Origin of the sequence: Rubripirellula amarantea, assembly GCF_007859865.1 — a bacterium.
In the GTDB taxonomy this organism is placed as follows: Bacteria; Planctomycetota; Planctomycetia; order Pirellulales; family Pirellulaceae; genus Rubripirellula; species Rubripirellula amarantea.
Genome location: NZ_SJPI01000002.1, coordinates 402,877 through 425,412, shown reverse-complemented (window position 1 = coordinate 425,412; position 22,536 = coordinate 402,877). Strand labels below are relative to the sequence as shown.

Here is a 22,536-nt window from a genome sequence, read left to right as displayed (position 1 = left end):
GCTCGGGGAGAAAGAACCCAACTGAGACTAGCTTAGCTTGCCGGTGCATTCGATGTACCAATCGCCCACCAAATTGCAACAAACAATCTGGTCTCGGTATGCGCCATCGCTAGCCTTGTTGCAAACGGCTTTCCGTTGCAACCAAGCTCGCCTCAAACACCCGTTTCCAACTATTGGATTTTAAGCCACCGGTTTCCAAGCCACTACTTTCTAAACCACCGGTTTCTAAGTTGCTAAGCCACTGCGTTCGTTTGGCAATCACCATCGAACGCCCCCAGACGTTGGCAGCCGCGCGAGCAGACTGGTTCATTCAACGGCAAACACAACCAAGGGCGTTCCCTTGCCTTTGACCAATTGAGGTGGAAGCGGTTTGCACACAACGCAGTCGCCTAACGCGGCCCTGGTCGACTCAGTGATCAAGACACACTGACCCACCGCCTTTGTTAACGACTCGACTCGTGCGGCGACGTTGACGGTGTCGCCAATGGCAGTGTACTCCTGACGTTTGGGTGACCCGATACTGCCGACCACTGCGGGTCCGGTGTTAATTCCGACTCCGATTTGCAGATCATCCCAACCGGCATTCTTAAACAAGTCCGTCGACTGATCGACACAAGCTCGTAACGACAACGCTGAATCGACGGCCGCCTGCGCATGACCTTCGGCGTTCGATCCGACTCCGAAAATCGCCATGAACCCATCACCTAAGAATTTGTTGACCATCCCACCATGCTGTTCCACTCGTTCGACGGCTTCACGAAAGAACACATTCAAAGCCGTGACAACTTCGCTGGGTGAATGACTCGATGAATAGTGAGTGAAATTCCGAACGTCAACGAACATCACCGTAATCACCTGCTCACGTCCTGTCAGTTGGTCGCCCTGACTGATGATTTGGCGGGCCGCTTCTTCGCCCACATGCCGGCCAAAGGTCTGCTGCAATAACTCGCGGTGCCGCAATCCTTCCACCATCGAATTGAAACTGTTAATCAGATGCCCAAACTCGTCGGCGCAAAGCAAGTGGATGTGAGCATTGAGGTCGCCTTTGGCAACTTGAGTGGCAGCCCGGCGAAGTTGTTGCACCGGCGTAACGACCAACTTTCCAAGCATCCAACTCGTCGCCAAACCGAAAGCGATCGCAACGATGCCTACTCCTACCGCAAACCGTGGTGCCAGGTTCGCGTCGTCGGGCAACAACAGGATCAAGACCAGCGAAATCACAGGGCTAACGACTGACGACACAGTCCAAAGGACACCTCGCAACGTGATGTTCAATGGCACAATGCCAGGAACGCTTGCCGGCATGGTTTCGCCGGCCGGCATGTCACGACGAAAAAAGACGGGAAACAACGCGTGCTGGATGGCCAACTCCACCGCAAAGAAACTATGCGTTATCGCAATCATCGACGCGATCAGAAACGACGTCACAAGGTGAGCAACGATCACGCCCGAAAGTGGATCCGGTAAAACGTACAACGAGATGATGAAGACGGGAATGCAAACGAGCCAACCCGCCGAAGCAACGAGCAAGAACCACCATGGCAAATTGACGACGTATCGCTGAGCCCGTTGATGGGTCGTGACGTCGACCGGCTTTCCCGCCAACAGATCGCGATGAATCGGTCTGAGCCACAGCAGCGGGATCACGAAACACAACATCGCGATCGGATAAATCAACAAGTTGAACCACAGCACGCAATCATCGAAACGCATCCGTTGAGCGTCGGTGAACAGCGGGAAAACTTGGTTTCGATTGTAAAGAACGTTAAAGAGACTACCGATCGCGTTGGCAACAACCGGCGACGTCCCCACAAACAACAAACCATGACGCTGAAAAAATCCCCACTGGGGTGCCGTCGTTTCGTGATTCTCAGGCATCCAAATTCCTAGGGCATAGCAAACTGGTCCGCGATTCACGGGCACAGACGTTGTCCATCCGACCTGGCGAGGCGATCATTCAGCCCGGCAAAGGTTCCGATTGGTCCGATTAGTTAAAGTTAGCAGCTCATTTAACGTGCTAGCAATTCCGGTTTTAACAGTTTTGCCAAGTGTAGGGTTATGGATCGACCGATAAAAACGGCAGTGACGGTTGTCACGGCCGTCAGCCGATGCGCGGCCGAAGGGTCTTTCTGCTGACTGCCTTGAACGTTCTCGCAATCTGATTACTCGTGTCCACCGCTCGCAAACGACCGATCGTTCACCGCTTGGCTGACACCATCCTGTCAGGCGGCGTGACCGAGTACCTTGGGGCCCAGGTCCTGAGACGATGCGCGACGTTCACTTCGATCTTTGCGATCCTGTCGGCGACGGTCATGTTGGCATGTCGTCCGGGCACCTGGACGCCGCCGGTGCGTGCGATCTTTGCTCGGCAGTTACTCTTTACCAGTGTCGACGCGATTTTTCTAACCGTTCGATTTGGCGCCGCGGTTGGCATTTTGCTGATCGTCCAAGCCGCCCTCTGGATCGACACGTTGGGGGTGACCACCGACGTCATCGCACCGATGTTATGGCGAGCTATCGTTCGCGAGATCGCTCCGTTGATGGCGTGCATGGTTGTGATCGGTCGCAGCGGAATCGCGATCTCGACCGAGCTTGCGATGATGTTGGTGAACGGCGAAATCGAAGTACTGGATTCCCAAGGCATCGATCCAATGACGTGCCTGGTCATGCCGCGCATTCTGAGCATCATCATTAGTGTTTTTTGTTTGGCGGTGATCCTAGCCACCACGATGATTGTCACGGGATACGTGATTGGATGGTCCGTCGGGTCGATTCGATTGCCATGGAGCGACTTTCTTCAGGTCATCATTCGCGAGTTCACGTCCTTGGACTTGCTGTTCTTTGTGCCCAAAACTATTTTGGCGGGAGCATTCGCCGGCGCGATCTGTTGCATCGATGGGCTTAACATTCGAGGCAGCGTCTCGGATGTTCCCCGCGTTTCGAGCCGCAGTGGAATCCGTGCCTTGACCGCCGTCTTCGGAGTCTCGGCAGTATTGTCATTGTTGATCTACGGCCGCATTTTGGTGTTCAAAATTGTCTGACATCAAAGCCGAACCGAAAGCCGATGCCACGCCGACCGCAGAAGTCGTGCTGGAACTTCGTCACGTTACCTTCTCGGGACGCAGCACTGATTCGCTACGTTTGATGGATGCCGATTTGAGCGTGCATGCTGGTGAACTCGTGATGCTGCAAATTGACCGATCCGATAAGGCACGCGATACCGTTTCGATGCTTCAAGGTCTTCAGCCCATCAATCACGGCGAAGTCATCTTCAAGAACCAGGATTGGTTGGGTGAAGACTACAGCCGCCATTTTCAGATGCGCAGCCAGATTGGTCGCGTCTTTGAAGAACACGGTTGGATTCAAAACATGACCGTCTACGAAAACGTAATCATGGCCAGCCTGCATCACGGACAAACTCAATCCACCATCGAACAGCGACTCAAGCATTGGGCGAAGCACTTCGAGTTGCCATTGATTAGCCGAGAACGACCGGCCTTTGTCGAGTCATCGGTACTGCAGTTGCACCAGTGGATCAGAGCGCTCATTCATCATCCATCGTTGATCCTGCTCGAACATCCCATGCAGTCGGTGGCTGCCCACATGCGGTCTAAATTGATTGGAGCCATCAACCAGCTTCGCGATGCCGGCGCCGCGGTGATTTGGTTCACCAGCAACCCGAATGATCTTTCCACTGCGATCACCGGTCCCGTCTTTCGCATGACGATTAGCGGCGGCCAGTTCGAAATGTGCGGAGGTGACATCAGTGAATGAGCCCTATCGTCTTCGCTACGCAAATCAGATTGTCGGTCTGTTCTTGCTGGTGTTATTGCTGTTCCTGGTTTTGATCGCTGGCTTGTTCCTTCGCGCGGGCGACTTGTTCGTCAAGCAAGACAAGTACTGGATCGAAATGGCCCAGGACCAAGTCAAGGACCTACATCGTGGTGCCGAGGTTCAAATCCTCGGTGATCGCGCGGGACAGGTCGAAGACATTAGCTACATCGACGGCAGCAACATGATCCGCGTTGAGCTAGCGATCGACCCAAAGATGAGTCCGCAGATTTCCGAAGACTCGATCGTCACGCAAGAACGCAAGTACGGACTCGGTACACCTATCTTGGTGATTCGCCGAGGCAAAGCTGCTGGATCGCTCGAGCCGCTCCAGCCCGGTAATCAGTTGCTGCACGTTCAAAGTGATGCTGACCGAATCGACCAAATGGCTCGTGAGGTCGAATCAGTCGCCGATTCCGTGCGAATGATCCAACAAAAGCTCGACCCCACGCTATCCGGAGTGCGCGACGCGTCGGATCGTTTTCAAAGCAGCCTCGACAACACCGTCGATCCCGCGTTTTCGCAGGGCGAAGCGACGTTCCAAGAACTTTCTGCCACCAATGAAGTGCTTCGGCCGGAAGCACTCGACACTCTGCAGACGATCCGATCGGCAACCGAGGATCTGCAGAACCGGGTCGCCACGCTAACGGATAAGATCCAAACGCTCGTCGAAAAGGACATGCGAGAAACACTTGTGCAAGTGCAAGAGTCCACCGATGACGTCAGCGCCGCGGCCAAGAACGTGGACGCAAACTCTGATCTCGTTGCCTCGGACATCGGAAACACACTCGTCGAACTCCGCAAAGCCGCCGACCAAGTGCAAAAGCTCGCCATCGAAACTCGCGAGGTCGTGCGCATCGTTCGACGCGAAGCTGATGAGTTGCCGGGAACCACCGCTCGAGTCAACGACACGGTGAACGAAACTCAAGACTTGGTGGGGGAAATCCGTAGTCATTGGCTACTGCGACGCTACAGCAAGCAAAATACACCTTCGGATCAAATCTCACCGTCAAGTGTTCGCGGAGGCAGCGGATTTTGATCAACTTGCTGCTCAGTATCTTTTTGGCGAACGCGATGGCTATGATCGCCGTTAAGCGCGTCTTTCAACCGACGTGCACCCACGACTCGGCGAGCGTCTCACAGCGCATGGTCGATTTGTTCGCACGAACAATCAAAGCGACACTAGTCATGGCGGGTTGCGCTTTGATCGCGACCAACTCATTGGGATGCCGCAGTACGAAGGCAACCGCAAAGGCAATGGATTCGCGACTGGTTCGTTTAGCGGAAGATGGCAACACTGCTTACGACGAAGGCGATTTGAACGTAGCGGTTAAAAAGTATCGTCAAGCGATCGCGAGAGCGTGGTCGATGGACGATCCTTTTGAATCGGGGACCCATGCGTACAACTTAGCCGCCTGTTTGACGAGCCTTTCGGAGAACGCAGTCGCAACGGATTGGTTGATCGAATCACGAGCCGAACTATGCCGCGCGAACGCCTCAACGGCAAACACTTGGTTGTTGGAAGCCAAGATCGCCCAAAGCGAACTGCGATTGAGCGATGCGGATCGGATGGTCGATCGTGCCGCCTGCGCCAAGCCACCCTGCGCCGATGATGGACAAGCTTGCCAGTGCGGTCGCAATGACCCATGCCGCGAATCCTGCGTAACGAAGATTCCCTGCGTCGGTTCATGCTTTGCTGAAAACGAAGCCGAGGAAAGCTGCCGCGTCGCCTACCAAGCTCAAATTCATCTAGCCCGCGCACGAATTGCCGCCGAACGTTACGACATTCCACTTGCCAACGAACAACTCTCGTGTGCGTGCGAGCTAGCGAGTCAAGTTTGCAGCGAAGATATGCAAGCCGAATTGCAACGCGTTTCAGCGCTGGTTCACCTAGCCAAGGGCGAATACATGCAAGCCGCTTGGCACTTCGATAAAGAGGCGGATCACTTGCGACTTGCCGGCACCTACCGAGAGATCCCCAACACGCTTGAACTTGCCGCCGCCGCTTACGAACAGGCCGGGCTTCCTCGCGATGCCGCGTTACGGTTGACCCGAGTTGCCAAGATATGGTTCGGTCGCGGCGATACCACGCGTGCATGGTCGTTTGTGCAACAAGCTAGCGTGCAAGCAGAAGTCGCCGGTTGTGAATCCATCAACCGACGTCTAGCACTGATCGCGCACGAGATTCAACAAGCTGTCCTCGCGAATGGCCAACCGCTATCAAGCTTGTCCCCCGAGGTCGAACCGATGGATCAGCTAAGCGATCAACCTTCAGAGTTTGATTGGCTGAAGAACGATTCACTCAATCCGTTCCCCGATGTGGTCACTGCCACTTGGATTCCACCGACCAAGTAGCCGTTCGCTAGCTAGCAATTGCGCTCGCTCGGTCTTTGCCCCATCAGCGCAAACCGTGGGCAGCGCGTCACGCGGCTAACGCATGTCCCGCACAACGCATGTCCCGCTCAACGCAAACAGGCGGTTAAACATCCGCGGATTCCAGCCGTTGAGTTGACGCCACCACTCGCGGGGGGTACAAAGCAATCGCCGGGGGACGCAATTACCCACCCAACGGAACATGGGCTTAGATTCAACTAGCTCTTTCCCTTTGGCCACTACACCGTGCTCCGAAATGCGCTGTCCAAGGTCGAGGGATCATGTTTTTTCGTCACGATGCAAAACGAGTAAGCTCCGCGCAAAAACGTTCCACGTTCAATGGACCATCGCGGTCTGCCCCATCGCGATCAACTCGCCGCAAGTTTGAACAGCTCGAAGCGAGACAACTGTTAGCCGCGGACCTGCTGGATTTTGAATCGCTATCGGCGCTCCAGCGAAGCGAGTTGCCTGATGCCACCACAATTGTCTATTCCAAGGCAACCGGCGGAGTCCGATATCAATTGCCGTCAACTGACGCGCTGAACGAGAACATCGAGTCGGACGCTACCGTCGAATCATCATCTCTTGATGACTCCGATCGTTTTGTTGCGGGGCGAGAAGGAATTGAACTTTCGTTTCCGCCCGGCTTTTTCCCTGACCAGACGAACGAAACCGTTCACGGGGCTGACGATCGCATCCCAGTGAACAACACCCTCAACTTTCCCTTTTCCAGCATCGTTCGAATAGAAAGTTCTTACTCGGATGGAGGCGGCGGAATTTGCACCGGCGCTATCGTTGATGCCAACCATGTTTTAACCGCAGGCCACTGTGTCCACCGAGCGGGTGTTGGCTTCGCTAGCGACTTCGATATTTTCCCGGCTCAGGACGAAGACACGAAACCGTTTGGCGAAGTCGATTGGCAAACCGTTCGCAGCTATTCGGGTTGGACTAACAACCAAAACTCTGATCACGACTGGGCTTTGATTACGCTCGATCGCGATATCGGGGTGTACACAGGTTGGATGGGCCGACAAGTCCGAACGGTTTCGCAACTGGTCAACGCGAACCTTAACACGGCGGGTTATCCGGGTGACCTATCATCCAACGCCGACGAAATGTATCGCGCATTTGGGTCGACCAATGCTGCAACGGACTTCCGGTTTTTCTACAGCGGTCTCGATGGCCTGGACACCTTTGGTGGGCAATCCGGCAGCCCCATGTACCGCTATGTTTCCTCCCAGAACGAACGCTATATCGTGGGGATTCATACGACGGGCGGCCCAACCGTCAACGGTGCAACTCGGCTTAACGATGACAAGTTCGACCAGATCGATACTTGGATCGCAACCGACGTTGTTGAAAACCCATCGGATAACCGAGCCGACTTGGTCGACTTTGACGACTATTTTGACACGTCGTTGGCATCCATTTCCACGTCGTTTGTCCGGCCTGGCGAATCCTTGTCCGTGACCAGCTACTCGCGAAACAATGGTGTCGTACCGACGGGCGTGTTCGACGTGACATTCTACGCGTCTACCAACAGCACCATCACGACCGCCGATACGGAACTGGGCACGGTTCGACTCGCATCGTTGGATCCCTTCACCGGATCTGAAGCAACACTTAACGTAGCAAGCTTTCCCGACTTGCCAGCCGGTGAATACTACATCGGATGGCGAATCGACTCGACGTCGCTCGTTAGTGAGTATGACGAAGGCAACAATAGGGGAATTTTGCCGAGCCGGATTACCGTCGCCGATCCCGTCGTGGTTTTAGATCCAGTTGAGATTTACTTTAGCGCGATCACTTCCTCTGGCCAACGCGAATTGCATGTCACCGATGGAACAGCAGGCGGCACCGGCTTGTTCCGAGACCTTTCCGGCGGTGTTGCATCCCATCCTCGAGATTTTACGTGGGTCGAAGATAAGCTCTTCTTCACCGCAACCATGCCCACCGGTGAACGTGAACTGTTCAAATCGTTTGGAACACCCGCCACAACATCACTGGTCCGCAACATTAGCGGATCGCTTAGCAGTGATCCGCAGGAATTGACCGCCGTCGGAAACCGCCTGTATTTCACGGCGCTACTACCCAATGGCCAACGTGAACTCTTCCGAACTCGCGGAACGTCGTCAACGACCGTACTGGTCGATAACCTCGGTGGCACTCGCAGTGCGAATCCGACGGACCTTGTCGCGGTGGACAATGAACTGTACTTCACGGCCACCACAACAAGCGGGCAACGTGAATTGCATGTGACATCCGGTAGTCGATCCGACACGCGTATCGTCCGCGACCTTTCCGGTGGTGTTAGCAGCAATCCAACCGAGCTAACTCGCGTTGGAAACCGCGTCTTCTTTGCTGCCACGATTCCGTCGGGCGAACGCGAATTGTTCGTCACCGATGGAACGGCATCGGGTACCCGGCTCGCGCGAAACTTGTCTGGTTCGACCAGTTCCAATCCAACGAACCTAACGGCGTTTGGCAACCGAGTTTACTTTGTTGCTACGCTTCCCAACGGCGAACGAGAGATGTTCTTTAGCCGCGGTTCGACTTCCAACACGAACCTTTTGGCAAACTTGTCCGGCACACGTAGTAGTTCACCTACGGATCTAGTCGTCGCCGACGACCAATTGTTCTTTGTCGCCACTCTCGCCGATGGGCAAAAAGAATTGCACGTGACGGACGGTAACCGCTCCAACACGCAACTGGTCACAAACATCAGCGGATCAACCAACGCTCGGCCATTGGAAATGATTCCCTACGGTCGCGATGTGTTGTTCACCGCCCAAATGTCCGATGGCCAACGCGAACTTTACCGTAGCGATGGCACCGCCGCCGGAACCCGACGTTTGGCCAACGTGTCAGGCAGCACGAACTCGACTCCGCGAGATTTGGTGGTCGCGGACAACCGAGTGTTCTTCTCGGCTCGTCGCGAAGACATTCAACGAGAATTGTTCGTCTACGACTTGTTGGCCGATAACCTTGAATTGGTTCGCGACCTCAGCGGTTCCCAGTCTTCCAACCCTATCGAGTTGATTAGTCGCCAGGAACCCGATGGTGAATCATTGGGTGAGTCTACCGAGGAAACGAGTAGCTCGAACCCGGAAAACACCGAAACCAGCACCAGCCAATCAAACGCTTTAACCGATGCCACCGACGTCAATGCCGATGGCCACATCAGCGCACTTGACGCTCTGCAAATCGTCAATCGCTTGAATGTTTCGCCACGCGGAACTTCGGTTGAATCGGAGTCATCCGAGAACGATGATTTCGAAGATGATTCCGAGTGGGTCGCGGTCATGGACCTCAGCGGCGACGGACGCATCACCGCGCTCGACGCATTGATCGTAGTCAACCGACTGAGGGTTGAAGCCCCATCGTCGCCCACTACCGTGAACGCGATTCAAGCACCCAACCAATCCAGCGAATCGACTCAGACGGACGACGATGTTGAAGATCCGCCAGTGTCACTCGATAGCGACTCTGCCGAACGACAACAGGTCGCGTCCTTCCAACCTGCTTCCGATACGCCAGGGTCACCGGCTACGTCCCAGGAAACTAATTCATCAACCTCATCCGAGACGTCTACCCTCACGCTGATCGACAGTGTGTTTGACGACTGGACATTTGAGTGATCCCACGATTTGTCCTTGCAGCCAGCAAGAAACCGTCGCGTTAACCAAGACGCCTGCGGCTTCAATTACTACCGCAACCTTAGAATCTTGCGACGCTCGCCACCACGCCCAAAATGCGTAGGTGTTCCGAGGACTTCAGTCCCCCATCCTATTGCGTCGCATGTTCGGTGAGATAGCGTGTAATTCCATCGACGACTGCGGATGCGATTTTCACCTGGTATCGCTCATCTTGCAGTCGTTTTTCTTCGTCAGCATTGGTCAAGAAACTCGGTTCGACCAAACATGCGGCGGTTTGCGAATGATGGTTCTCAGGACGAAGAACTCCGAGCGTTTGAGGTTTGACGCCTCGATCGCGATGCCCCAACGCGGAAACGATTGCCGCTTGGATATTTTGGGCGAGCTTGCGACTGGCTTCGCTCGCATCAGGGGCATGCAACGTTTCGCTACCCTGAACGCTGCGATCATGAAAACCGTTGAAGTGAATCGAAACAAACACCTCGGCACCCCAACGTTTCGCGACGTCCGCTCGCTCCTTCAGTCCGAGGTTAACGTCGGTCGATCGTGTGAGTCGAACGTCGTGCCCTAGATTTGCAAGTAACCCGCTGACCATCAACCCGACCGATAAAGTTAAATCGCACTCCCGCGTCCCTTCGAGTCCGACTGCATTGTTCGGACTCGAACCACCGACTCGTTCCGTTCCCCCATGTCCCGGATCAACCACCACTGTCGCCATATTGCACCGATGCACCAAGTTGATTGCCATTCGAAATCGTCGCTCGCCCCTCACCCGCTACTCGAACGACAATAGCGGGGAATCACCACCCTTCACTTTACCACGATAGAACCTTCACGATGCTCGGACGACATGAATACCCTGTGAGGCTCCAATATCCTCGCCGATCATCTGCTCACGCGAACGAACCGCCTTGCGTCATCTCGTTGCACTAGAGTCGACCTCATCATGACGCAGGCTGATTGCACTCGCCTGTGCCGAGCGATTTCAATCAAGGCCCGTCCCCAAAGCGAATGCAGAACACTCGATTCAGGGATGGTCTGGACTTTCAGCCATGTACGACGTCGTCGACGCGAAACGCAGCGTTCGCCCCAAGTTTCAGCTCGTGGACATCCGTTCCAACCCCGCCAAATTTGTTTCGCTCGATGGATTGCGTGAGGAACCTGGCAGCACTAAATTGGCAAAATTGAGGTACCCCACGCCCCCCTCCCGCACCATTTCAAATGCAAAGCCCCCAATAATGCTCCACACCGTTGTCGCCCGCGCTGCTTTCGTAGCGTCGTTCTGCGTCTTGGCACCCATTGCGAACACCTGTCATGCCGCCATCGTGACGATCCTTCCTATCCAGGTTGGCAACGGATCGGGCGATTTTGGCAACCCAGGCCAGGAGCTTTTCTTGCAAGCAACCAACAAGATTTGGTCGCAAGCAGGGATCACATTCAACTATCTGCCATTCACGTCGATTATCTCGGCGGACTACTACGATTTGGATGACCAAAACGAAGTGGATTCATTGTTTGCCAATGCTCCCGGGGCGTCGTTGGACGCGAAGACCATTTCGATGTGGTTCGTCAATGATCACTACGATGCCTACGGCGAGGTCAATGAAGTCGGTGGACTCAACGCTAATAAGATTGTCATATCTAACTTCGTCTTCGACGAAACGAGGCTTGATACGATTGCCCACGAAGTCGGTCACCTGCTCGGCCTGAACCACGATGACCCAGGCGTCGAAACGAACTTCTTGATGCGAAGTGGTGACGACCGAATTGCCCCGACTGTGATTGGCAACATCTTCCCTGATGGCACGGGCTTGGATCGCATGACGGCTGGTCAAGTTGCCATCGCTCTTGCCGACGCCAAAGTGTCCGCAGTCCCCGAACCATCGTCAGTTATCTTGGTCGCTGGTTGCGTCGGATTCGCTTTCCTGCGTCGCCGACAAATGCAAACGTCATGTCGCGGCTAAACGCTTTCGTTACGTTAGTATTGTTGGCCTGTATGAATATCTCTACGGCCAAGGCGGATCAACGAAGAACTCCCGAGCTAGTTCGGGAGTTTACTTCGCCCAGTGGTGAGTATCGCTTGTTGATCACCGGACACGATGACTGGCGAAACCCCAGACCCTCGGCCGAATTGTCACGTTTGGCGAAACGTGCTCAACCAATCAACGATGCTTGGAAGATCGATGAACTTCCTCATCGACTCGGCCCCGCCGCCGCCCTGGTCTTCGACGACGGCACGGTCGTTCTCATTGATGAATGGGTCAGAACGCCCAGCCCCATTTCACTCATGGTTATCGACAAACAGGGCATCATTAAGGCCACTCATTCGTTCGACGACCTCGCCAAAGTCTCGGGCAAATCACCGGCGCAAATGGTCGAGTCTGCAAAACAAGGTGCCTGGCAATCAAGCCCACCCATCGCAAACCATGACGCGATGAGCATCCGCTTTTTCACAGACAACATCCCCATCCTGCTCAACGTAAAGACAGGCAAGATCTCCACGGTGCCAAGTTCCGATTGATCGTCTTCCGATCATCAGGACTCAATCGGCGATCCAGTGTTTCGATGATCTTCTCGTTGACATTCTAACATTGCTTCGCGACATCAAACTGGCTCCGGCTTGGATCGGAGGAATCATTCGCCAGCTTGCAGCGAAAGAAGAATGATCGTGGATTCCCTCGCCAACCAATCTGCCGAAGAACGACAAACGTATTTTCAACAGGCGGCGATTCAGCATGGTCGCCTGAGCGCTCAGCCAAACCGCTTGGGGCACGGCAGTCGCGTCACTTCTACGACCTCGCCCAGCTAGCCGATCACCCAATAGTAAGTGAAGTATTGGAGCGTCTGGAACTTCTCAATCGAGTGGCAGAACATACCCTGCCGTCCGCGTTGATATCGGCCGGGTCATACACTGCGTCGGTACCATCCGCGAACGAGAGATCCGTTAGCAGAGCTTCGCTATGAGAACTTTCGAAGGCTTCGTATTCCAAGCTCGGACGACTGGTCAGTTCCTCGGGGCTGGAGGATACGCTTCCGCTAAGATTGCGAATCAAGAACGTCTGGTTCTCTTCCAAGTTGTAGACGAATAGTTCCCGTTGATCGTCTGAGCGTCGTGCTGAGAAGAACAGTCGATCGTTCGTGATCACCAAGTCACGGGGCGTTGCACTGGTGGTGCCAGAAATATCGTCAACTTGCTGAGTCCCCAAGAACGTACCGTCACTTCGGAACAATTCACGCTCGCCGCTAGGCAGCAAGACGGTGAAAAAGACGTCGCGTCCGTAAGGGATCATTTGCAGCGGTCGTGACGTGAGCCGACGGTCTGATGCTCTGCCTCAATCGTTCGAGAGGTTCTGGGCAAGCGGGAGTCGTGTTTTGCACACGCGAAAACAAACAATCAAAGTGGACCCAACCCAAGCCTCTTGCAATACAACCAAGCAACATGGAAGGTTTTCTCACTTGGCCGTCATTGACGTTAGATCAAAAAACGCTGCTTCTCACTCATGAGGGTACGGAGGGAGAAACTGGTGCAGGCAACCTTTTGATTTGGCGACGCACGTCAACCGCGGAACCATTCAGGAAGTTTTCGCTTGCAAGCGTCGAGGGAATTCCACCATTGAAAGTGAGGGCACCACGCTTGGTTGAGACTACCGGCGAACTCTTCTTTTCAGCGCAGCCAAAGTCAGAGGAGCTTACTGGGAATGCGGTAATCAAGAATTTCCCGCTGCCATGATGCCGCATGCCTCATGATTGTTGCTCCAGCACACCACGTTCATTCCTCTGGCTGGCGATTCTCCACGGCAGTTTCGTAGACCGTGACCGCGGCCTTCGACATCAAGTGCATGGTCTGTGGACTTGGAGAAAGTGGCAATCGCTTCAAGCCGATTTTCATAATGACTTCAGCGATGGCCTCCTCAATCTCGTTTTCGAGCTTCTTGACGATCTTCTGATCCATTGGAAATTTCCTCATTTGAACTCATTTGCCAATAGCGTTCATGATTAGAAACCAACGCCGACCAGACAACCCCGGCCGACTACCGTGGATTCGCAATCACCGAGAGACTTTCACCTAATCCTAGGTGAAGGAACTTTCGCGTGTCGAGTCAAAAGTGATTTCGCACCAAACAATCTCGGCGACCAATCTCGGCGACTGGATGGATAGACAAGTCAGTCGTTGGTCGAAGGACCAGCCGAATGGATCGGCCCAGCGTTCGCGTTTTTCGAAAGACAAGCTAGCAGTGCGCAAGGGGTGGAGAGAATTTCAATCGACGTTGAGCGAGTGATGCGAGCCTCACCACGGCGGTGATGATGGCGAGCTACGCGGGCAAGGACGAAGAAAAACTCAGGCACATGAGCAATCGCACCTACCGTCGAATTCTCAAGAGCCTACCCGTGATGTTGCATGCCGTACGACTACGAAGAGAAGCCTTCGGATTGGCTGATTCGGATCGGCTGATAGTAAAGCTCAACCTTGCGCGACCTTCCACGATCTTGCTTGGTCTCAAGAACAATGCAACGAATTCATCAAACAAGCAGACGCCCTAGGAAAGCTCCCTGCTCATGAACCGACCTCTTCGAGTCCAAGTACACAAGGAACCGTTTTTGTGAAATCGACTTTCGGTCGATTCCGGGCTACGCACGGAAAAAGTCAGAAACCATTATTGCTAGTGGCTTTAGAAGTACACCCCAGAGGATGTGAAACATCGTCGAAAACGCCAGCGTTTAGCGAGGTTTTCGGTGTACCCGAAGCAGAAGGCGAAGCACTCAACTCGGACCCCTCGCTACGCCGCCTAATTCAATCCTAGTCCACTCTGGACCAAGCGAACCGAGACATCCTAATCGCGATCGTTGAAAGCCGATCTTCTTGATTTGGGTTGTTGTCGGTTACAATGGAAATTCACTGAAACAATGGAGAACTCGATGGCCGAGAAAATTTCGATCGACGACGCTCAAGGGCATTTGAAAGACCTGATCGCAGGCTTGGCTCCCGGTGCGGAGTTAGTGATAACTGATGGCGACAAACCCGTCGCGAAGTTAGTTTCCGAGCAAAAAAAGCCGGGCGAGTTTCGCAAGCCAGGCCTTGGCAAAGGCATGATCTCGATTGTCAGTGACGATGACACGCATCTGGACGACTTCGCCGAGTATATGCAGTGAGAGTCTTGCTCGACACTCACGCATTGTATTGGTTCATCGAAGGCGACGTGAAGCTGAGCAAAACAGCCGCTGCTGTGATCGGTGATCCGAACAACACGATTCTTTTCAGCCCAGCCTCGTACTGGGAAATGGCAATCAAGATAAGCCTTGGTAAGTGGCAGTTGAATCAGCCCTATGCTGATTTCATCGACATTGCACTGGTAGACTACGGCTTCGAGATTCTCAACATCAGTCCTGGCCACACGGCAGAATTGCTAAATTTGCCCTTCCACCATCGCGACCCATTTGATCGCCTCCTCGTCGCCCAAGCGATAGCCGAAGGCATCGAAATCGTTTCGGCGGATACGCAGTTCGATGCGTATCCCGTTCAGCGAACTTGGTGAAACGTCGGTCCGCGTAGCGATCGCGTTGCTTGCCCGACAGGGCAGGTAATGTCCAGCGGCAAGACGCCGCCGTATATCGGGCACGACGCATGCCACGCTGAACTCCCGGCGGCGAAGCTGACGGCACGATGCCATCGCTCTATTTGGGCAGGATGCCCGCACGCACTGCGACGGGAGCGAAGCGACCGACTGAGCCTCGCCGCTGTTGATCGATGTTGCAGAACGACAGCGAGAAGGCGAGGCGAACCCATTCGGGATTCGCCGAAGGCACGGCGAGCATTGACGATCGCTGTGGAATGGGCCAGTGACAGCGGCATGGATGCCGCCGTAGCGCAGGGCATGGAAGCGGACCAACGGGTAAGTTTGAAGGGTGAATTTTGAAATTTAAAAGAGCGTTGAATCGCCGAACGATGAGCGAGGCCCGGAGCGGAGGCCGACCGATCGACGTGGACCCTCGGAAGAAGTCGGCTAACAGCTTGCGGACAGCCTTCACTGGGCTTAGAAGCCCGGCGGTGAAGAAGTCGCTCCAAAGCGGTGTCACGCTAGGTTTGCAGGCGGCTTCCGGTTGCTTTGTGTCAATCGGTACAATGCCGTTTCGAACATCCCAACGTTGACTGATGGAAGCCTGTGCAAGATGCCTTTAAGCTTTAATGAAATACGCAGCAACTCGATCGAGTTTGCGAAAGAATGGGCGGGCGAGAGTCGAGAAAACGGCGAAGTGAAAAACTTCTGGGATCAGTTTCTTCGCATCTTTGGACTCAATCGCCATCTGATCGCAAGCCTTGAGGAAACTGTCAAAAAGATAAAAGTCCCTTCCGGTTTCATTGATGTTTTCATGGAAGCGGTACTGCTGGCCGGTCACAGGAGTGCCGGGAAGGACTTGACCAAGGCCGCCTCGCAAGCATTCGAGTGTACGAACGTATTTCCGCCCCGCTGGTCGCGAAGAAGAAATCACGCCGGAAGAAGTCGGGGACAGCATGAGCGGTGATATTGAAATTCGTGCAGTTGCATCCGAGGAAGAGCTCGATGCTGTCAAAGGGCTTTACCGAACACAGAAAGCCTTCTTGGGTTTCTTTCCCGATGGAGCGTTTGAGCAACGAGCGGCGTCGAACCAAATTTATGTTGCATGGCTCGATGGAAGCGCTGTCGGATACGTCGCTTTCTCGACGAACGGGCGTTACGAGGTCCGAATCGCTCACCTTTGTGTTTCGCCCGCATTTCGGCAACGTGGTTTTGCAAAGCAGCTAGTTGCAGCCCTTGTGAAATCCCATCCCGGTCATGCGCGGATTCGATTGAATTGCAGATCAGACTACCCAGCGGCGGACGCTTGGCGGCGGCTGAAATTTTCGGAGGTCCGTCGCTTCCCTGGTAAGAAGCTTGATGGTAGTGAGCTGATTGCCTTTAGCTTCCCGATCGACGAAACGCCACTGTTTGATCAGATCGAGAGCGATCCATTGCCGGTCGTCGTTTGCGATGCCAATGTGGTGATCGACATCGAGGATGATAGCAGGCCGCACCACGGATCTAGCATTGGGTTGTTGGTGGATTGGTTATTCGATGAAATTGACCTCAGTGTTACGTCGGAAATCTTCGCTGACTTTGACCGACAGAACGAACCGCTGCGAAGCGACATGACATCAGTGGTGAAAGAGAAGTGGACGCAGGTTTCCGCAAACGAACCTGACATCGCAGAGACGTTGCGAGAAGTTCAGCGAATCATGGGGCCGCCTGATGACGACTCAAGCGTTTCGGATCAAATGCACATCGCGATCGCGGCAACCGTCGAGGCTGCTGCCTTTGTAACTCGGGACGAGGGAGTATTGGAGTTTCGCGACGAGATTCAAAGCTCTCTCGGGTTGCGAGTGCTTTCTCCACCGGAGTTCATCACTAACTACGATTCGGTGTTGAATTCACATCGCTATCAATACCGTGAACTGTCTCGCTCAGGGATCGAACGCAGTCACGTCCTCAGAGTTGACGAGTTTGATTTGGAATTGTTCATTGACCAAGCCGGTGGCGAGCGTTTGAGGACATTCAAAGCGGAACTGAATGAAATGCTCGCGAATCCCCGTGAGTGGGAAATCTATCGGGTCAGTTCTAAAAGTAATCCGAATATTGCCTTGATTGCGATTCACGTTTTGAAAGACGGTGGACGGGAAGTTTTCCGATTGCGTTTGAACCGCAAGTTGATTCACCGTCGATTCGGCCGGGTTCTCGCCTATTACTTTGCCGATCAACCGCTTGGTGCTTGGCGAAGTGGGGAGCGGCGGACGGTGGCAATAACTGACCCACTTGCGTCGCCGACGATTTTGGATGCCCTGTCACGTCGTGGCTGGATTCAAGCGGATAACCAGTGGTGGCGGCTATCGCTGCCAGGTTCTTGGAAGCAGCACGACTTGAGTAGCGAGTTGAACAGCCTGAAGGATTCTGGGATGTTGCCGGGAATGGTCGTCAGTCAGCTTTCGCACGCAGTTCAAGCGGACCATAGCGTGATCGGCAACGAGCATGAGACCCAGCAGCTCGAACAACTAATCCACCCTGGCAAGGTTACGTTCGGTAAACTCCCGACGTGGGTGATCCCAATTCAAGCTCGATGGGCACAAGAATTGTTCGATTTTCGGCTGTGGGATCGCGGGTTGTTCGATCCGGACACCTCGCTAGTCATCAATCCTGACTCAGCGTACTACAAACGCCCTCGAAACAGCCCAACATCGTCGCATGGTAGGGTTCTTTGGTACGTCAGCGGGGATCGCAGCAAAGGCGGGGGCTGCATCCGAGCATGTTCGGCTTTGACCAGAGTTGTCACAGGGACCGCCAAAAATCTATTCCGTGAATTCCAACGGTTTGGCGTCTACGAATGGCATCATGTCTTGGACTTTTTCAAGCAAGCTGACGCCGCTGGCGTTGCGATTCAATTCACAAGTACAGAGTTGTTGGAGAACCCGATGGCCCTTGGGGACGTAAATAGCGTACTATCGTCACATGGCATGGGAAAACAGACATTTCCATCCGCCGTCAAAATCCCCGACGCGGCTTTTCACGAAATTTATTCGCAATCCATGAAGGGAAAGTCGTAAATCATGCTTTTTCTCTCGATCCATCCCGAACATGTTCAGTCGATCGTCAAAGGGCGAAAGACCGTCGAACTTCGCAAGCGAACGCCAAGCATTCAGCCGGGTTTCAAAGTCGTCATCTACGCTACGACGCCGAAATGTGAAGTGGTCGCAGTCGCAACCGTGGACAATATTCAGGTTGGCGAACCCAACGAAATCTGGCGAGACTGCGGTAGGTTGGCGGCGGTATCCGAGGAGGCGTTTGACGCTTACTACGAGGGTGCTACTAAGGCGGTTGGCATCCACCTATCGGACATCGCCGTGTTCAAGAAGCCGGTGTCACTGCGAGAACTGCGGCGACGCTGGGAAGGTTTTCAGCCGCCACAGCAATACCGGTACCTCGACTCGGCACAACAGAAGTTCATCACGACAAGAGAAACGAGACTCGGTGGTTGCGTGAGTTCTTAGTTGATTTCCGCCGCCGATTCTGACGCGGCTTTTCCAGAGATTCAGTGCTACGCAACTTGCGTAACGCCCGAAAGATCAGAATCAACCAAGGAGCGACGATCGCCGCCCCGCCGCCGGTGAAGCCGAGCCACTTTCCGATGAGCCACCACGCGAAGCGGTCTTTCGCGTTGTCGATGCGATCGCGGATCGGGCCGCGATTCCAGCGTCTGGGATTGATCCACGGGTTGAAATCGTCCTCGGTTCGGTCGGCGTCGTCGGGCCGGGTTTCATTGTCAGTGAAGCCTCAGCGGTCCAAGAATGCTCGCAAGCGGTCGCCGCGAAGCAGCCCGCTTGATGTGTCTTCTAAATTTCCATCTACGAATACAATCAGCGTTGCCGTCGTGCGGACGTTGTAGTCCTTCGCGTTGACAGATTGGATGTCAACGGTTTCATAGCGAACGTCGCTCGGCATGGATTGCTTTTGCAGTTCGCACGGTTGGCATCTTTCCGACGTGACGAGAACCAAACGAACGCGAGATTGCCAATGGGGAATCGCGTTGTCGGGAAGTACACTTTCGACTTCGGCGACTTCGCCGCGAACGAATGAACCAACGGCGGCGTTCATCGCCAGTCCGTGACCGTCGCTGTTTCGCCATGCGACGAGGCCGATCACGCAAGAGCCGTCGTCGTTGAATAACGGCGAACCAGAACGACTGGGCAATGCTTAGGGCTTGTAGTAGATCAAGCTTCGCATTTGCCTGACAACGTGACCGCGTTGCAGGCTGACGGCGGAACAGCGTTCCCGTTGCGATGTTGCACTACGCAATGGCAACCGGCGAGAGCTTTGAGCGAGCGATTACAGAACGCTCGACGCTAGAGCGTAAAACATTCAATGGCGTTGATTCTCACGGAGCCCAAAAAGGCGAAGCAGAACCCGAAGCAGTGACTAGGCAAAATGCGAAGCATAAGCCGAAGCAGCAGGCGGCGGCGCTGGATTGAGGCCCGGCGAAGCAAACACTGCAGAAACGAAAAAAGCCCAGCAAAAACCGGGCTAATTCGCATGTCGTCGCATCTGCGTGCCATTGCACGCCAGATGAAGGAGTACACCCCAGAGGATTCGAACCTCTAACCTTCGGTTCCGTAGACCGATGCTCTATCCAATTGAGCTAGGGGTGCGGGTGGTCGGGAGATTTCACTCTCGATCACTCATGGGCGTAATTTACGTACTGGACTGCGTTTCGCCAAGGCGGGTTCACCTCGCTTTTCGGTGCTTCCTGGTTTTGTCCGGTGAATAAGCCCATTTCCCCGTTTACCTTGGATAATCGTTACCCCTGATGCCCCCAAACCACCAGCCTCCTCGCCTCGCACCGCCCCTTCTCCACTGACCCGCGTTTGGCAAATACTTCCCGCTCGCTTTGCCAGATTCCACCGCTGGGCGTCCCAGATTTCACTGCTCGACGTCCCGGATTTCACCGCTGGCCTTGCCGGATTTCTCTGCTCGCCATCCCGCATGGCCCTTCTACTTTACCAGATCCCTCCGCTCTATCCGACACGTTCGCACCACCGGGCCCGTATGATCGACAAGGGTTGATTCTTGTCGATCGTGGAGGGACCGGCGAAACGTTGCGGTCATTCGTTTTCCTGGTCCGCCATCAGTTGCAACACGGCGTCATCCACCGATTCAGGATCGAATGAGGTTTCGATGGCCATATGGTTGATGATTTGCAACGCGTCGAGGGCACTGATCCGACCGTCGCCCGTGACGTCGTAATACGGCGGTGGACCGACTTCATCGGTGATTTCGTCGAGCCGCCCGGTTTCCGGATCATGTACACGGCCGATCGCGAGCTCGTTGATGATCGCAAGCGCATCGGACGCGGTCGCACTTCCGTTATCGTTGACGTCGAAACGGTTCGATGAGTTGGTCCAGGTTGGTCTTTCGAACGTTCCCTCACGCGCTAGTTCGTTGATAATCTGCAAGGCATCCAGCGCCGAGATTCGGCCGTCGCCAGAGACATCATAAAACGGTGGCGGTCCAACTTGGCCGGCGATCGCAAACAGGACACCCGTTTCCGGATTATGAACGGTGGGTATCCCGATTTGATTGATGATCACCAATGCATCGAGCGCCGTGACGGATCCATTGGCATTGACGTCGAAGCGATTGGTAGGATTGGTCCACGTTTGAACTTCGTCACCGGCGTCGAGGGACACGGCGGTGACTTGTGCGGTGCTACTTGCTTCCCCAAAGCCAACTAAGTCAAAGAACAACGTCGCCGTTTGGCCACCGACACCATCGGGGATCGCCACGACCACGTCGAAGGTTTGTGACAAGTCGATCACGCCGCCACTTTGCGAGAGCCCTTCAACCGTGACGCCCGGAGCAGTGTAGACCGTTCCGTCAGCTTGGATGTTCAGGATCGCATCGCCACCGAACAATCCGTTTAAGCCACCGAGCAATGAAGCCGCCTCGTCACCGGCGGATAGCAGCGACACCTCAAAGGCTTCCGAGGGGAACGGCCCTGACGCGACGTCCAGATTGATACCGCCGAGTGTGAATTTCAACGTCGTCGTTCCGTTGGGAACCACAAACGTTTGGGACAAGTCACCGATCAATCCCACCGTCTCGCTAATGGTCGCCACACCTTCGCTGATTTGAACATCGCCAACGGTCCGCCATCCGAACCCGTCGGCGGCAGGATCACTGACGAGAAGATCTTCATTGGTCAGACCAATCGCGGGACCGGTTGCCACCGTCAAGACTTCGCCGCTGGTGATCGACACGAACCCACTTCCGGCGGTCAACGCGAGTCGTTGTTCCTCGGTATAGCCGCTGGTGTCAGCCGCGTAGGCGAGTGAAAGAATTTCAGCGTCGATGGACGTTGGCAGCTTTCGCAGTCCCGGTCGCAAAGACGCATTCATCAGATCAAACGGTTGCCCGCCGGTCGCGATGTGATCGAGGTCACTCTGCAGGATCACATTGCCTTGGCTCGTGGAGATCGACGCCACTCCGTTTTCCATGTTCACCAGCGAAGCGAATCCCGCGAATGAATCAGTGAAGCCAGCGAGGTGCCCCACTTCGTGCATCAACATTGTCAGCAGATCGTAACGAGATTCACCGGGACGTCCGAGCGCATCGCCGCCAGCGTACTGGCGTGTGAACTCACTATCATCCAAAGGCGTGTCGTCGATGAACCAACCCTGCCCATCGGCATCAATGTCAACAGTGATCGTTCCAGCCAGCGGACGACCATCGGCGGACCAGGACGTAATGTCGGCCAAGCCGAGGTAGCCCGGAGGCAAATCCGCCAATTGAACCTTGACGGTTGGTAGGTTAGCGTCAGAGAGTGTGGCTTCCCAGCGACTCGTTGCGGCCTCCAGCAGCGACTCGATCGTGGATTGAATGAGAGATGATGACGGTGTTACGACCTCCATTGGACGCGGCACGGAGCCTGGCATGACTGGGTCCGACTGTAGCGAAGTCGAAGCCACAATTTGTCGCTCGATCGTGATGTCGTAGCCGTCGCTATAGACATATCCGTTGGTCGAATAGACTCCCGCGTAGTAGGTCCCCGGCATTAGACCAGCCAGGGACATTCCGACCTGTCCACCGAATGCGCCACCTAACCGAATGCCTTGCCCCAG

Annotated in this window: 18 protein-coding genes, 1 tRNA gene and 1 pseudogene; 12 read left to right on the top strand and 8 right to left on the bottom strand. The window is 54.6% G+C overall.

All coding sequences use genetic code 11. The features are described from left to right. Positions 1–109: 109 nt before the first annotated feature. Together Pla22_RS15000 and Pla22_RS14995 are read right to left on the bottom strand one after the other, a co-directional pair. On the bottom strand, positions 110–310 hold the full coding sequence (locus tag Pla22_RS15000) for a hypothetical protein (RefSeq protein WP_146515652.1): 201 nt from the start codon (positions 308–310) through the stop codon (positions 110–112). Next, positions 307–1,878: an adenylate/guanylate cyclase domain-containing protein gene (locus tag Pla22_RS14995; RefSeq protein WP_146515651.1), complete on the bottom strand. Its 1,572-nt coding sequence runs from the start codon at positions 1,876–1,878 to the stop codon at positions 307–309. The genes Pla22_RS15000 and Pla22_RS14995 overlap by 4 nt, the downstream gene beginning before the upstream one ends. 290 nt (positions 1,879–2,168) lie before the next feature. Between Pla22_RS14995 and Pla22_RS14990 the strand changes: the two genes are divergently transcribed. The 5 genes from Pla22_RS14990 (at position 2,169) to Pla22_RS14970 (ending at position 9,842) form a co-directional block, all read left to right on the top strand. Then, a complete protein-coding gene (locus Pla22_RS14990) occupies positions 2,169–3,041 on the top strand; it encodes an ABC transporter permease (protein WP_146515650.1) in 873 nt (290 codons plus the stop codon). After that, the gene (locus Pla22_RS14985; RefSeq protein WP_146515649.1) at positions 3,034–3,774 is read left to right on the top strand and encodes a P-loop NTPase family protein; all 741 of its coding nucleotides are present in this window, start codon (positions 3,034–3,036) and stop codon (positions 3,772–3,774) included. Before Pla22_RS14990 ends, Pla22_RS14985 begins: the two co-directional genes overlap by 8 nt. Further along, the gene (locus tag Pla22_RS14980; protein WP_146515648.1) at positions 3,767–4,870 is read left to right on the top strand and encodes an MlaD family protein; all 1,104 of its coding nucleotides are present in this window, start codon (positions 3,767–3,769) and stop codon (positions 4,868–4,870) included. Before Pla22_RS14985 ends, Pla22_RS14980 begins: the two co-directional genes overlap by 8 nt. 149 nt (positions 4,871–5,019) lie before the next feature. Further along, positions 5,020–6,186, top strand: a complete 1,167-nt coding sequence (locus Pla22_RS14975) for a hypothetical protein (protein ID WP_146515647.1) — start codon at positions 5,020–5,022, stop codon at positions 6,184–6,186. A gap of 299 nt (positions 6,187–6,485) precedes the next feature. Further along, complete coding sequence (locus Pla22_RS14970) at positions 6,486–9,842, top strand: dockerin type I domain-containing protein (RefSeq protein ID WP_146515646.1); 3,357 nt, start codon at positions 6,486–6,488, stop codon at positions 9,840–9,842. A gap of 148 nt (positions 9,843–9,990) precedes the next feature. Here the strand turns inward: Pla22_RS14970 and Pla22_RS14965 are convergent, their stop codons facing one another. Continuing rightward, the gene (locus Pla22_RS14965; RefSeq protein WP_146515645.1) at positions 9,991–10,605 is read right to left on the bottom strand and encodes an N-acetylmuramoyl-L-alanine amidase family protein; all 615 of its coding nucleotides are present in this window, start codon (positions 10,603–10,605) and stop codon (positions 9,991–9,993) included. Positions 10,606–11,095: 490 nt separating this feature from the next. Here Pla22_RS14965 and Pla22_RS14960 point away from each other — a divergent pair, with 490 nt between their 5' ends. Both Pla22_RS14960 and Pla22_RS14955 read left to right on the top strand, forming a co-directional pair. Continuing rightward, positions 11,096–11,821, top strand: a complete 726-nt coding sequence (locus tag Pla22_RS14960; protein WP_165440687.1) for a PEP-CTERM sorting domain-containing protein — start codon at positions 11,096–11,098, stop codon at positions 11,819–11,821. Positions 11,822–11,853: 32 nt separating this feature from the next. Next, positions 11,854–12,378: a hypothetical protein gene (locus Pla22_RS14955; RefSeq protein ID WP_146515643.1), complete on the top strand. Its 525-nt coding sequence runs from the start codon at positions 11,854–11,856 to the stop codon at positions 12,376–12,378. A gap of 292 nt (positions 12,379–12,670) precedes the next feature. Here the strand turns inward: Pla22_RS14955 and Pla22_RS14950 are convergent, their stop codons facing one another. Beyond that, entirely contained in the window at positions 12,671–13,147 is a 477-nt protein-coding gene (locus Pla22_RS14950) for a hypothetical protein (RefSeq protein WP_146515642.1), read from the bottom strand. A gap of 479 nt (positions 13,148–13,626) precedes the next feature. Next, positions 13,627–13,809 (bottom strand): hypothetical protein, encoded by a 183-nt coding sequence (locus Pla22_RS14945; RefSeq protein ID WP_146515641.1) that lies wholly within the window; start codon positions 13,807–13,809, stop codon positions 13,627–13,629. A 965-nt stretch (positions 13,810–14,774) separates the two neighbouring features. Here Pla22_RS14945 and Pla22_RS14940 point away from each other — a divergent pair. From Pla22_RS14940 to Pla22_RS14920, 5 genes are all read left to right on the top strand, one after another. Then, entirely contained in the window at positions 14,775–15,008 is a 234-nt protein-coding gene (locus tag Pla22_RS14940; protein ID WP_146515640.1) for a type II toxin-antitoxin system Phd/YefM family antitoxin, read from the top strand. Beyond that, on the top strand, positions 15,005–15,391 hold the full coding sequence (locus Pla22_RS14935) for a type II toxin-antitoxin system VapC family toxin (RefSeq protein WP_146515639.1): 387 nt from the start codon (positions 15,005–15,007) through the stop codon (positions 15,389–15,391). The genes Pla22_RS14940 and Pla22_RS14935 overlap by 4 nt, the downstream gene beginning before the upstream one ends. 610 nt (positions 15,392–16,001) lie before the next feature. Continuing rightward, positions 16,002–16,379, top strand: a complete 378-nt coding sequence (locus Pla22_RS25265) for a type IIL restriction-modification enzyme MmeI (RefSeq protein WP_165440686.1) — start codon at positions 16,002–16,004, stop codon at positions 16,377–16,379. Continuing rightward, on the top strand, positions 16,369–18,468 hold the full coding sequence (locus Pla22_RS14925; protein ID WP_146515637.1) for a GNAT family N-acetyltransferase: 2,100 nt from the start codon (positions 16,369–16,371) through the stop codon (positions 18,466–18,468). Before Pla22_RS25265 ends, Pla22_RS14925 begins: the two co-directional genes overlap by 11 nt. A gap of 3 nt (positions 18,469–18,471) precedes the next feature. Then, a complete protein-coding gene (locus Pla22_RS14920; protein WP_146515636.1) occupies positions 18,472–18,912 on the top strand; it encodes an ASCH domain-containing protein in 441 nt (146 codons plus the stop codon). 283 nt (positions 18,913–19,195) lie between these two features. On the opposite strand, the gene Pla22_RS14915 is transcribed toward Pla22_RS14920, so the two are convergent. The 3 genes and pseudogenes from Pla22_RS14915 to Pla22_RS25960 all read right to left on the bottom strand — a co-directional run. After that, complete coding sequence (locus Pla22_RS14915; protein WP_146515635.1) at positions 19,196–19,612, bottom strand: YbbN family protein; 417 nt, start codon at positions 19,610–19,612, stop codon at positions 19,196–19,198. A gap of 381 nt (positions 19,613–19,993) precedes the next feature. After that, positions 19,994–20,067 (bottom strand) — tRNA-Arg (locus Pla22_RS14910). Between the two features lie 531 nt (positions 20,068–20,598). Then, positions 20,599–21,813 (bottom strand): annotated as a pseudogene (locus Pla22_RS25960) (dockerin type I domain-containing protein); the annotation flags it as partial. Between the last annotated feature and the right edge of the window lie 723 nt (positions 21,814–22,536).

Excerpts from the sequence above, each read along its gene's own strand:
- Pla22_RS14940 (WP_146515640.1), top strand. The coding sequence starts at position 14,775 with ATGGCCGAGAAAATTTCGATCGACGACGCTCAAGGGCATTTGAAAGAC.
- Pla22_RS14960 (WP_165440687.1), top strand. The coding sequence starts at position 11,096 with ATGCTCCACACCGTTGTCGCCCGCGCTGCTTTCGTAGCGTCGTTCTGC.
- Pla22_RS14975 (WP_146515647.1), top strand. The coding sequence starts at position 5,020 with ATGGCGGGTTGCGCTTTGATCGCGACCAACTCATTGGGATGCCGCAGT.
- Pla22_RS14995 (WP_146515651.1), bottom strand. The coding sequence starts at position 1,878 with ATGCCTGAGAATCACGAAACGACGGCACCCCAGTGGGGATTTTTTCAG.
- Pla22_RS14970 (WP_146515646.1), top strand. The coding sequence starts at position 6,486 with ATGTTTTTTCGTCACGATGCAAAACGAGTAAGCTCCGCGCAAAAACGT.
- Pla22_RS14920 (WP_146515636.1), top strand. The coding sequence starts at position 18,472 with ATGCTTTTTCTCTCGATCCATCCCGAACATGTTCAGTCGATCGTCAAA.
- Pla22_RS15000 (WP_146515652.1), bottom strand. The coding sequence starts at position 310 with ATGAACCAGTCTGCTCGCGCGGCTGCCAACGTCTGGGGGCGTTCGATG.
- Pla22_RS14955 (WP_146515643.1), top strand. The coding sequence starts at position 11,854 with ATGAATATCTCTACGGCCAAGGCGGATCAACGAAGAACTCCCGAGCTA.
- Pla22_RS14950 (WP_146515642.1), bottom strand. The coding sequence starts at position 13,147 with ATGATCCCTTACGGACGCGACGTCTTTTTCACCGTCTTGCTGCCTAGC.
- Pla22_RS14925 (WP_146515637.1), top strand. The coding sequence starts at position 16,369 with ATGAGCGGTGATATTGAAATTCGTGCAGTTGCATCCGAGGAAGAGCTC.
- Pla22_RS14965 (WP_146515645.1), bottom strand. The coding sequence starts at position 10,605 with ATGGCAATCAACTTGGTGCATCGGTGCAATATGGCGACAGTGGTGGTT.
- Pla22_RS14945 (WP_146515641.1), bottom strand. The coding sequence starts at position 13,809 with ATGGATCAGAAGATCGTCAAGAAGCTCGAAAACGAGATTGAGGAGGCC.